This window comes from Clostridium sp. UBA6640 (assembly GCF_002455975.1).
Taxonomy (GTDB): domain Bacteria; phylum Bacillota; class Clostridia; order Clostridiales; family Clostridiaceae; genus Clostridium_J.
Window position 1 is genome coordinate 108,157 of record NZ_DKLM01000015.1, and the last position, 12,223, is coordinate 120,379.

At 31.7% G+C, this 12,223-nt stretch carries 12 protein-coding genes; all 12 read right to left on the minus strand.

What is annotated here, in order from left to right:
* Nucleotides 1-281 precede the first annotated feature (281 nt).
* Nucleotides 282-563, minus strand: a complete 282-nt coding sequence (gene eutM / locus B2W91_RS02045; protein WP_291578599.1) for an ethanolamine utilization microcompartment protein EutM — start codon at nucleotides 561-563, stop codon at nucleotides 282-284.
* A 75-nt stretch (nucleotides 564-638) separates the two neighbouring features.
* The gene (locus tag B2W91_RS02050; RefSeq protein WP_291578600.1) at nucleotides 639-2,108 is read right to left on the minus strand and encodes an acetaldehyde dehydrogenase (acetylating); all 1,470 of its coding nucleotides are present in this window, start codon (nucleotides 2,106-2,108) and stop codon (nucleotides 639-641) included.
* Nucleotides 2,109-2,120: 12 nt separating this feature from the next.
* Nucleotides 2,121-2,807 carry a BMC domain-containing protein gene (locus B2W91_RS02055; protein WP_291578601.1) on the minus strand — a complete coding sequence of 229 codons (687 nt, stop codon included), beginning with the start codon at nucleotides 2,805-2,807 and terminating at the stop codon, nucleotides 2,121-2,123.
* Nucleotides 2,808-2,822: 15 nt separating this feature from the next.
* A complete protein-coding gene (eutL, locus tag B2W91_RS02060; protein ID WP_291578602.1) occupies nucleotides 2,823-3,479 on the minus strand; it encodes an ethanolamine utilization microcompartment protein EutL in 657 nt (218 codons plus the stop codon).
* A gap of 18 nt (nucleotides 3,480-3,497) precedes the next feature.
* The gene (gene eutC / locus B2W91_RS02065) at nucleotides 3,498-4,382 is read right to left on the minus strand and encodes an ethanolamine ammonia-lyase subunit EutC (protein WP_291578603.1); all 885 of its coding nucleotides are present in this window, start codon (nucleotides 4,380-4,382) and stop codon (nucleotides 3,498-3,500) included.
* Between the two features lie 14 nt (nucleotides 4,383-4,396).
* A complete protein-coding gene (locus B2W91_RS02070) occupies nucleotides 4,397-5,764 on the minus strand; it encodes an ethanolamine ammonia-lyase subunit EutB (RefSeq protein WP_291578604.1) in 1,368 nt (455 codons plus the stop codon).
* Nucleotides 5,765-5,786: 22 nt separating this feature from the next.
* The gene (eutA, locus tag B2W91_RS02075) at nucleotides 5,787-7,220 is read right to left on the minus strand and encodes an ethanolamine ammonia-lyase reactivating factor EutA (protein ID WP_291578605.1); all 1,434 of its coding nucleotides are present in this window, start codon (nucleotides 7,218-7,220) and stop codon (nucleotides 5,787-5,789) included.
* 185 nt (nucleotides 7,221-7,405) lie between these two features.
* Nucleotides 7,406-8,812 (minus strand): sensor histidine kinase, encoded by a 1,407-nt coding sequence (locus B2W91_RS02080; protein WP_291578606.1) that lies wholly within the window; start codon nucleotides 8,810-8,812, stop codon nucleotides 7,406-7,408.
* Between the two features lie 19 nt (nucleotides 8,813-8,831).
* A complete protein-coding gene (locus B2W91_RS02085; protein ID WP_291578608.1) occupies nucleotides 8,832-9,404 on the minus strand; it encodes an ANTAR domain-containing response regulator in 573 nt (190 codons plus the stop codon).
* Between the two features lie 63 nt (nucleotides 9,405-9,467).
* Nucleotides 9,468-9,902, minus strand: a complete 435-nt coding sequence (locus tag B2W91_RS02090) for a EutP/PduV family microcompartment system protein (RefSeq protein WP_291578609.1) — start codon at nucleotides 9,900-9,902, stop codon at nucleotides 9,468-9,470.
* 12 nt (nucleotides 9,903-9,914) lie between these two features.
* On the minus strand, nucleotides 9,915-10,268 hold the full coding sequence (locus B2W91_RS02095; protein WP_349680773.1) for a BMC domain-containing protein: 354 nt from the start codon (nucleotides 10,266-10,268) through the stop codon (nucleotides 9,915-9,917).
* A 197-nt stretch (nucleotides 10,269-10,465) separates the two neighbouring features.
* The gene (locus B2W91_RS02100) at nucleotides 10,466-11,635 is read right to left on the minus strand and encodes a 1-propanol dehydrogenase PduQ (protein WP_291578611.1); all 1,170 of its coding nucleotides are present in this window, start codon (nucleotides 11,633-11,635) and stop codon (nucleotides 10,466-10,468) included.
* Nucleotides 11,636-12,223 lie beyond the last annotated feature (588 nt).

Consider the following 12,223-nt stretch of genomic DNA (forward strand, 5'->3'; position numbering starts at 1 on the left):
GCATCATTCTACATTCATCACGCTCATGCCATTTGGCACGAGCACTTGTGATGAGCTGTAGAGATCTTTAGAAGTTGGTTTGGTATCTGAAATAAAATAGTTTATCAAAAACTCTAATATATTTTGCGCTAAGCAAAGAGCAAGTTTTTATAGATAGGATTGTTATCTATGATTATTGCCATGCGTATAACATAAAATGCACTAGAATGCTAATTAGTTATTTATTTAAAGATACCTAGTTATATTAAGAATTTTTAGGATTATCTAAATTTAAACTATTATTATTCGTATTTTGGAAGTATAACTTCAACTTCACTATGTGGTCTTGGAATTACATGAACTGATATTAATTCTCCAACTCTTTCAGCAGCAGCAGCTCCTGCATCTGTAGCAGCTTTAACAGCTCCAACATCTCCTCTTACCATAACAGTAACTAATCCAGCACCAATTTGCTCTTTTCCTATTAAAGTTACGTTTGCAGCTTTAACCATTGCATCTGCTGCTTCTATAGCTCCCACTAATCCTTTAGTTTCAATCATTCCTAATGCGTTCATATTTGCCATTTTAAAATTCCTCCTTAAATTGCATAAAAATTATTTTTTTAAAATTTAACTAAATTTATATTAATATTTTATTGTTTACTTTATTTGTGCTAATCTTTCAATGATTTTATTCACAATTAAATCTAATTGCTCTTTAGAAATTGTAGCTGGTACATTTTCACATTGAGCTTTATCTCCTCTAAGTTCTTCTAGCTCTCTAACACCATAAGCTACCCTCTTTATATTTAATAGGTTCATTGGTCCTATGTTATCAGAAGTTGAACTTCCTCCTACAGCACCACAGCCTAATGTAAGTGCTGGAGTAAGATTTGTTGATCCTCCAATTCCACCTAAAGCACCTGGTGTATTAACTAATAGACGAGAAACTGGAATTCTTAATCCAAATTCTTTTATGATTTCTTCATTTTCGCAGTGTAATACTAAAGTATGACCTTTACCTTCATTCATTAATATTTCTGTGCAAAGTTTTATTCCTTCTTCAACATTTTTTACTGTGTAAAATGCTAATATTGGAGTAAGTTTTTCTCTTGAATAAGGATTATTTTTACCTACTGTAGTTTGTTCTGATATTAATACCTTTGTTCCATTAGGAACGTTTAATTTAGCCATTTCAGCTAATGTTTCTACACTTTTACCAACAATTTGTGGATTCATTGTTCCATTAGCTCTTAATATGAAGTTTCCAAGCTTAGTAGATTCTTCTTCATTTAAGAAATACATTCCTTGTTTTATAAGTTCAGCCTTAACAATATCTTTCATAGATTCCTCTACTACTATTGATTGCTCTGAAGCACAAATTACTCCATTATCGAAAGTTTTACTATCAATAATTCTCTTAACTGCTAAAGAAACATTTGCTGATTTATCTATGAATGCTGGTCCGTTTCCTGGTCCAACTCCTATAGCTGGTGTTCCTGAGCTATAAGCTGCTTTAACCATAGCCTCTCCACCAGTAGCAAGTATTAATGATGTATACTTGTGAGTCATTAATTCATTTGTACCATCAAGTGATGGAACTGTTATACATCCGATTAATCCTTCTGGAGCTCCTGCCTTTATTGCTGCTTCATTTAATATTTTCGCAGTTTCAATAATACAATTTTTTGCATTTGGATGTGGTGAAATTACTATAGCATTTCCTGATTTTAATGCAATTAATATTTTGTATATTGTTGAAGATGTTGGGTTTGTTGATGGAATTAATCCAGCAATAACTCCTACTGGTACAGCTACATCACAAACTTTGTTTACCTTATCTTCATTTATGATTCCAATAGTTTTTAAGTCTTTCATGTTTTCATAAACTAACTTGCTAGCAAATACATTCTTAACAACCTTATCTTGCCATTTACCAAATCCAGTTTCTTCCCAAGCCATTTTAGCTAATTTAACAGCTTCACGCTCTCCAGCTTCTGCTATAGCCTTTACTATTGAATCAACCTTTTCTTGAGAAAAAGTTTTGTATATTTCTTGAGCTTTTTTAGCGTTAATGATAAGATTTCTAGTTTCTTGTATTGATATTAAGTCTTTGTCTACCATTTCCATTTTTATTTCCTCCTACTGTTCCTTCAGTATGGCTTCAATAAGCTGATCTTTCTTGCTAAATTTGATTTGTTTCTTCGTAAGTGAAAGCTTTTTTCGCTCCTTTAATTCTCTTGCAATAGTTCTAAGCTCAGGAACTTTTAATACTTCTAACTCTTCACGATTCTCAAAGTTAAGCTTTATATCTTTTTTATCCTCTACCACAGCTGAATCATCCTCTGACCCTTGAATCTCATCTGTATTCTCTATTGCAATTGAATCATCCTCGGATTTTTGAATTTCATCTACAGTATCTAATTTATCTTCGTCTATGCTATCTACTGTATCTTCTATATCATTATCATTATCAGCATTTTCATTCTCCGCTTTAGCAGGTAAAATTTTATCGCTTACTGATATTTCATCTGTATTTTTAGAACTATCTTTCTTTTTACCATCTAGTATGTTCCATACATTCTCTTCTGCCCTTGCTATGACATGAGCATTTCTCAAGCTACCTAATCTATCTACAGCTGTAGAGGCAGCCTCTATTGAAGCTTTTACAGAAGCTACATCTCCAGTAATAAGTATAGTAACAATACCACCTGTAACAAATTCACAGCTTACAAGTTTAACATTTGCAGATTTTAAAGCTACGTCTAATCCTTCAACAGCCCCTACAAATCCGTACGTTTCTAAAAGGCCTAATGTTGATTCTTTCATAACAATAACCTAATTCTAGTAATCTGTAGGATTATCTGCTACAAACTTAACTGCGTCAGCAAATGCATCACAAGCTGCTTTTACAGCAGATTGGCTTCCAGTTAGCAGCCCTCCACCAAAGTTTGTTTCAGATGGTGGTCCAAAGAATGCTTTTAATTCAACTGCTGCTGCTTTCATAGCTGCATCTAATGCGTACATTGCTTCTAATGGTGGAGCTATTAAATAAGCTATTGCTTCACCTTCTTTAACTCCTGCTGTTTTAGAAAGATATGAACCTGTTCTTGATATAGGTTGCGCATAGTATACAATGCTATCATCTTCATTAGCACTGTAAAATGTTGCAACTCCACTTTCAATGAAGTCTATTGCAGCATTTAATCCACTTCTTACTTCCGCTGGACTTGGTCCTGCCAATATTCCAATTACTTCACCTGCAAGCTTAGTATTTGCATTTGCAGCTCCACCATAGAATGATCTTGCATAAACAACTTCAACGTCAGCAGCTTTTGTTGCTTCATCTAAAGCAGTGTATGTAACATCATCACTATCTACTGTAATTATCCCTATACTCTTATGTTCAGGCTTTAATTCAAACTCTTTTGCCATATCAGGATTAACGTTAGCTATTAGCTTAACACTTAATACTGATGCACGAAGTTGATCATTTTTCATAATAACATTCCTCCTGAATTATAATTTTAGATCTAATCCACTTGCCTTTTTCTCTAACATTAACTTGATGATATCTGCTATATACGCACCGGCTTCAACTGATGGAGTACCACCTTTGTGTATATTAGATACAACTGTTCTTCTTGATTCTGGCATTCCAACTGTTCCTTTGTATGCTATATATGCACTCATACTTTCAGCAGTTACAAGACCTGGTCTCTCACCAATAAGTAAACAAGTTATATCTGCTCCGATTTCTTCAGAAATAACATCCATTGCTCCAACTCTTCCTAATTTAACAAAGAATGGAGTTCCTACTGATATACCATAGCTTTCTAATCCCTGTGTTAATGGTGGTAATATATCTTTTACATTAGCCTCTACAGCTCTTGAGCTTAACCCATCTGATACATATATTTGAACTTGTGGGTTTCTTTTCACGGAACTTAATTTTGTTAACTCTTCTCTTGAAATAGCTCTTCCTAAATCTGGTCTTGTTATATATTCATCTTTTGATGAGCACATTGTATTTATTATTGGTAAATTCATCTCTTTTAATAACTCTTCATTAACATCTGTAAAAACTGAGTCTTGAGCTGATGCATGGTCTGCTCTAAATCTTAACATTGTCTCAGTTTTATATCTTGCTCCTGTTCTTCCTATACCTAATCTTGCAGGAGTATGCTGTTTCATTTTTAAATAACCTTCAGCATCCACTGGGTTATCAACTAGAAGTCTAGTTTTTAAATCAACTTCTGTTATATCTGGAATCATTCCATTTGCATCAACAGTACTATTTTCTTCAGTTTTGTTAGGTGCACTAGCAATGTTTCCTCCTTGCTTTGTTGCCATTTCAACTAAAACTTGCTCTATTAATGTTTTTAAATCATTTTCTGAAAACATTTGGTTACCCCCTTCTACTTCTTAAGAAATACAGAAGCATCTCCTGCTTTTCCTGTTAATTTTCCATTTTCTATGAAGTTCCATTTTTCAAGCCATGCTTCAAACTCAGCTATTGGTCTCTTACCTAGTAACTCTCTTAAAGCTGCTGTTTCATGGTATCCTGTAGTTTGATAGTTAAGCATTACGTCGTCACCATGTGGAATTCCCATAAAGTATGTGCATCCTGCAGTAGATAGTAATATTGATAAGTTCTCTATATCGTTTTGATCTGCTTTCATGTGGTTTGTGTAACAAGCGTCGCATCCCATTGGAATACCTGATAATTTACCCATGAAATGGTCTTCAAGACCTGCTCTTATAACTTGTTTACTGTCATATAAATACTCTGGTCCTATAAATCCAACAACTGTATTAACTAGGAATGGTTCATACTTTCTCGCAAATCCATAACATCTAGCTTCCATTGTTACTTGGTCTGCTCCAAAGTTAGCATCTGCTGATAGCTCTGAACCTTGACCAGTTTCAAAGTACATTACATTCGGACCTGCTGCTGTTCCTTCTTTTAATGCTAAATCTCTTGCTTCTTGTATTAAAGCTGCATTTATTCCGAAGGCTTCATTACCTTTCTCGGAACCTGCTATACTTTGGAATATTAGGTCTGTTGGCGCACCTTGTTTTATTGCATCCATTTGAGTAGTTACGTGTGCAAGTACGCAGTTTTGAGTTGGTATTTGATATTTTTGTTTTGTTTCTTCAAATCTTTTTAATACCTTAACTACACTTCCTACAGTATCATCAACTGGGTTTAATCCTATTAAAGCATCACCTATACCATAAGTTAAGCCTTCTAATAATGAAGCTAATATACCATCTGGATCATCTGTTGGGTGGTTAGGTTGTAATCTTGCTGATAAAGTTCCTGCTTCACCAATTGTTGTATTACAATGAGCAGTAACTTTAATCTTATTTGCACCATAAACTAAGTCTAAGTTAGACATTAATTTTGCAACAGCAGCAATAACTTCACTTGTTAATCCTCTGCTTATTCTTCTGATGTCAGCTCCTGTTGTGTTTTCATTTAAAATCCATTCTCTTAATTCTGAAATAGTCCAATTTTTGATTTCACCATATATTTTTTCATTAACAGAATCTTGAATGATTCTTGTTATTTCATCCATTTCATATGGAACTACTGGATTATTTCTTACATCTGATACAGTTAAATTGCTAAGTACAACTTTTGCCGCTACTCTTTCTTGAGAAGTTTCAGCAGCTACTCCAGCTAATTTATCACCTGACTTTTCTTCATTAGCTTTTGCTAAAACTTCTTTAACGTCTTTGAACTGATACACTTTACCAAATAATTTTGTTTTTAGTATCACTTTCTTCACCCCTCTATAATAATTATGAATTGAATACTAATGTTTTTATTACTACTGGAACAACCTTACCATTTATTAATGGTTTTCCAATATCTATATAGTCTCCATTTTCAACCTTGATGCTATCTATACAAACAACATTTTTCTTTTTTCCTAGTTGAATATACATAGTTTGACCTAACACCTTAGCTATATCATTTTCGACAATCACAAATATTGGATATTCCTTTTCTAAAAGTTCGGCCATTCCATTGATAAGCGATTTTGATAATTTTTGAACTTCATCAAAAGAAGGATTTTTAAGTCCTTTTAGTGCCACCGCCACCCTTTGACTTTCATTCTCTAAATTAAACCATTTAAGTTTTTCATTTATTGCCCTTTCAATAGATTCAAAACCACCATCTTCATCTTCTTTAGATAATTTTAAAATTGGTAGGTTTTTGATTGGAAAGACATCAGAAGTATAGGTTATAGTACTTCCACTGATATCAGTAGTATGAGAACCAGCACCTACAACAGTAGCTCTTATAGTCTCAATAGCAGTCCTTACCTTAAGCTTTTTAGCTAGATTGGATTTTTTAATTTCCTCACCTAGAACAACTCCCATATCTCCAAATCTGAAAGGATCTGAATAATCTTCATTATATATATAATCAGCTACCCCTCCTGAGAAGGTTATATACTCAATGTTGTAGCCATCTTTTAATCCTTTGTTAGTTTGAATCTCATCATACATCGATGATCTTTGTTTAATACAAACTGCTTCTTCTAAAATTTCAGCCATTGCACTTGCAATTTTTCTAATTTTATCGATTTCTGCAATGTCTCCAACTTCTATATTTACACCAATAGATTGTGCTAACTTTTTAATTTTTGGATATATATAATAGATTTTTTTAGTATCCTTGTCTATTTTTATAAGTCTTCCACCTATATCTAAACATCCGGTATCAACTAATTCACCATTCTTAAATAAAGCTAGATTAGATGTTCCTCCACCTATATCGATATTTACGACATAAGCATTTTCTTCATCGGATATCTTATCTGCTCCTGCTCCTCTTCCAGCGATAATTGACTCTAAATCTGGTCCAGCTGTAGCTACTACAAAATCGCCAGCAAACCCACTTAAACTCTGAAGAACTTCGTTTGCGTTTTCTTTTCTAGCAGTCTCTCCAGTAATTATTACAGCACCAGTTTCTACATCACTTGGCTTAACTCCGGCATTTTTATATTCGCCTTCTATTATTTCTCTTACCTTGTCTTTATCTATTTTCGTTTGAGTAATAAGTGGAGTAAAATAAATTTCACTTCTATAAATAATGTTTTTATCAACAATTTTAATTCTTGGTACAGAAAAGTTACTTGCTGTATTTTCAATGGTTATATTGCTAAATACAAGCTGAGTAGTAGATGTTCCAATATCTATACCAACGCTTAAAATTTCTTCTCTCACTTCTTCTCACCTCACTTTTTTAGCTTTCAATTAAAAATATAAAATTTTATATCTATTAACCGTGAATTATCTGCTAAATATTAAAGCCCAGAATTTTTATTATTAAATAGTTATAATATAACTATTTAATAATAAATACTCTGGGCTTCATCGCCGCTACATAAGCACTACATCGTACTTAATATTTAGTTTTTAAAATCAAAAACAGTTTTAGTTCCTTGAGAATTTGAATATATATTTAAATTACCATTTAGTTTATCATTAACTAAGCTTCTTACTATCATAAGTCCTAAGCTGCTTTCTTTCACAGAGTTAACATCAAACCCTACCCCATCATCTATGACAGAAATAGTTGAATATATATTACCTTGCTGGATTTTTATTATTATCTTTCCAGTAGCTCTATCCTTAAAAGCATGTTTTAAGGAATTTTGAAGTAATTCGTTTACAACTAAAGCTATAGATGTGGATTTGTCAGAGTTAATTGAAAAATCATCACCTTCTAAACTTACTTGTAAATCTACGTTATCTCTCTTCTCAAAACTTATTATGCTTGCTTTTATCTTATTTATAACTTCTTTTATATTTACTTCATCAATACCTTGCTTTGCTAATATTTCATGAGTTGCTGCTATACTCAATATTCTATTTATACTTTCATTTATAGCAGTGGTAAACTCTTCTCCCTTAATTCTTCTTGATTGAAGTCTTAAAAGACTAGCAATGGTTTGAAGGTTATTTTTAACTCTATGATGAATTTCTTTTATTACTACAGATTTTAATATAAGTTCTTTTTCTTTTTGCTTCATATCTGTAACATCGCTAATAAGCATTACTAAATTCAATACCTTACTACTTTGTACAATATACTTGACTTGAAGTGAAATATCTCCTATATCTATGTCTTTAATATCTATACAGTCACTATTCCTAATTTCTTCAAAAGAACAATTATACAAAGATAAGTTGGAAAAATCCATGCCTATTAAATCTTCTTTATACCCTAGTTTCTTATAAAGTTGTTCTGCTACAGGGTTCTTAAATCTTAGTACTCCATTTTCATCAAAAATAAGTATAGCATCATTTATGTGATATGTTATATCACTTTCTTTGTAAGTCCTATTAGTTATTTGGGATGTAAGCTCTTCGTTAGTTCTTGCTAATATTTCTATCTTTCTATTGCTATTTAAGGCCTCTGTTACATCCTTTTCCACAATTAAAACACCAATAGTTTTATTTTCTTTATTTCTAATAGGTTCTACACTTTGCTTAACTTTTATGTATTCTTGAGTTATTGCCTTTAAATCTCTTGATGGCATTCCTATTTCTAAGGTTCTAAGTGATGCCGGTTCATTTTCTCTTATTGCAAATTTTCCAACTACCTTTTCTTTATATAATGAGCTTTTAGTACTTGGTTTTGCCTCCGCTACAACTATTGCTTCTCCACTATGTTTTGTCGGACAATCTATGAAGACGTCTGCATTTGCTGAATCAGCAATTAGCTGAAGAGTGTTAGCTATATTTTCTATAATTAATATATCACTTTCACTTAAGCAAGTATATTTTAAACATAATCTTCTTATTTCACTCATATTCATTCCTACTTACTAATTATTCTTCACTCATTACAATTATCTGCGAAATCTCTTCCATAGTTACTCTCTTTTTCATACTTAAATTTCTTATATTACTATAAGCTTCATCTTCTGTTATGCCATTTTGCTTCATTAATACACCTTTGGCTTTTTCTATAATTTTCCTAGCTTCTAGTTTTTTCTCAACGCTTTTTATGTCATCTTTAATTTTTTTAAATTCTCTTGATTTTGCTAAACAAACCTCTATATTTGGAATTAAAGATTTGTTATCTAAAGGTTTAACTAAGTAGCCCATTACCCCTACATCTTTTGCCTTTTCAATAAATGTTTTGTCACTATAAGCACTTAAAAGCACTATTCCACTGGCTAAGCCCTCTTGATTGATTATCTTAGATGCATTTAATCCATCTAATAAAGGCATTTTTATGTCCATAATTATTAGATCCGGTAAATGTTTTCTACACATCTCGATGGCATCAAAACCATCTGAAGCTTCAGCTACAACACTGTAACCTGCCTCTTCTAACATTTCCCTAATATCTATTCTTGTAATAGGTTCATCATCGGCTATTACAATTCTTTTAGTCATATTCTACACCTCTTTTGGAATTTTTAATAAGTTTTGTATAAATCTTATTTTAACACAAAAATCCTATTTCCATTCCAAATATTTTTTTAATTTTTCTAATCCATCATTATTTATTGAGCTTACCATGAATATTCCTTCTGCTCCTGCCTCTCTTAAAAACTCTTCTGCACGATTTAAATCTTCTTTACTACTACATAAATCAGTTTTCGTACAAATTCCTATGACAGGTTTAGAAAAGATACTGCCAAAAGCCGGAGGGAAAACGCTAAGTTCTCTGCTACAATCTTGTATCAAGGCTATTACATCTGCATCTGATGAGGTTACAATCAGTGCATTATAATAAACTCTACTATCTATATATTCTCCAGGTGTATCAATAATATAATTATTAAAGTCTACAGCCTGAGTTTTCTTATATTCTATTTTTTCGTTGTTTAACGCTTGGGTTAAAGTAGTCTTTCCAGACCCTGTTGTACCAATAAACATTATTTTTTTCACAAAACTTACCTCCTAAGATTTTGTGATTTTTGCTATGGAGAATGAAAGTACACTACTTAGCATATCACAAACTTCATTCAGTGAAGCTTCTACGCTAGAAACATCTCCTGTTACTACTAATGAGCCACTGAATCTATCAACAAAACCAATTTCAACTCCTGCGGATTTAGTAGCTACATCTGCTGCAATTATGGCCGCTTCGCTTGGAGTTATTGTTAAAATTCCAATTGCTTCATTATATTCATCACTAAGTCCTAATTTTTTATAAACCGTTTTATTAGGATGAGCGATTAGGTGAGCTAGTGTAATCTGTTTTCCTGGTACATATTCTTGTATGACCCTTTGTTTTTCTTCCAAAGATCTCACTCCAATCTCAAAAACATAAAAAGCTCCCTAAAAATACACCATTAGTACTTTTAAGAAGCTTCATTGCTCTAATTAATTAGTTGTACGCCATTGAACAACTTTAACTCAAAATCTTTATGATTTAATTATATATGCTCTAAATTTAATTGTCAATTAATTTGTAAAAAATATAATAAACTTATTAATATTGATATATCTTACATTCCATTATACACTTTTTTGAACAGTTCTTTAAGCTCTTCAACCTTAGGCTCTCTCGGGTTAGTAGGGGTACATCCATCTTTTAAAGCTATCTCAGCCATATCAGATAAATTTTTATCAAATTCGCTGCTTGAAATGTTTAAATCTTTAATTTTGTTAGGTATTCCTAAAGATCTAATTAGATTTTTCACCCCATTAATTAATGCCCTAACTCCCTCGCGTACACTATTAGAGCTTGTAAGACCTAAGAATCTTGCTATTTCAGCATATCTTTCTGCTGCTTTTGTGTATTCATTTCTACCTATAGATTTAATATCTGCATTATACTCTATTACATAAGGTAATACTAATGCATTAGCCTTACCATGTGGTATATGGAATCTACCACCAAGTATATGTGCCATACTATGATTAATTCCTAATGAAGAATTAGTAAATGCTATTCCTGCTATACAAGAAGCATTATGCATCTTTTCTCTTGCTTCTAAATCTGATCCATCTTTATAAGCTTTTGGTAAATATTTAAATACTAATTTTATTGCTTTTTCTGCTAAGGCATCAGTAAAATCTGAATTTTTTGTTGATACATAAGCCTCAATAGCATGAGTTAAAACATCTATACCTGTATCTGCTGTTATTGCTGGTGGAACAGATTTTACTAGTTCAGCATCTAATATTGCCATATCTGGCACCATATCTTCATCTACTAAAGGATATTTTACATTAAGTTTTTTGTCTGTAATTACTGAAAATGCAGTAACTTCAGACCCTGTTCCACTTGTAGTAGGTATAGCTATAAATAGTGGTTTTTTAATCTCTATTTCAGGGCTTATTCCTCTCTTAACTAATGCTCTAAAGTAGCTTATTGCTTTAGAGGCATCAATAGCAGAACCTCCCCCCATAGCAATTAAAGCATCTGGATTAAATTTATCCATAGCTTTTATTCCCTTTGATACTACCTCAAGCGGTGGATCTGGAACTATTTCAGAAAAAATTTCATATGCAATTGAAGCTGCTTCTAAATGTTCAGTAACCTTGTTAATAAATCCTGAAGTAACCATAAAAGGATCTGTTACTATAAAAGCTCTCTTACAATTGATATTTCTTAGTTCCTTTAATTCGCCAACTCCAAAATGAACCTTAGGACCCATATTAAAATTGCTCATTTTATCACTTCCTACTTTTTATTTTTAAATTGATAATTAACATTAAAACTTTTGTTTATTTAAAGATATATGGTTTTCTATATCTTCAAATAAATTTTAAAATTTGCTTTAACTATTAAGGAAATTTTAAAGTTTTTCTCATCTATAAAACTATCTTCCGTCAATTATCAATTAGTTGTTAACTAGATTATTCATATACGACATAGGACTTTGAAATAAAATAACTAAATTCGTCCATGAGCAGTTATTTTTTAAAATTCCTAGCAGATATATAACAAAAAAGGCTCCTTAAGAAAATCTTAAGGAGCGCCATTACTCTTTTTCATATTCACACACCATTGTGTAAAATTTATTTACTTTTAACAATTTTGATTTTATTACTTTGTTCTAAAAATGTCAATATACATATATCATATTATATCCCATAAAAGTATAATATATTTAGTATATTGTCTCTATTTTAAAGAAATATTAAAATAAGTATTTTTATAACTAATTATGTTAATATATTTTAGCTATCCAAAATAAATATTCTTTATAAAGATCTGATTTATTAAGAGGTGAATATTATGATTGTTAATTTTGCTC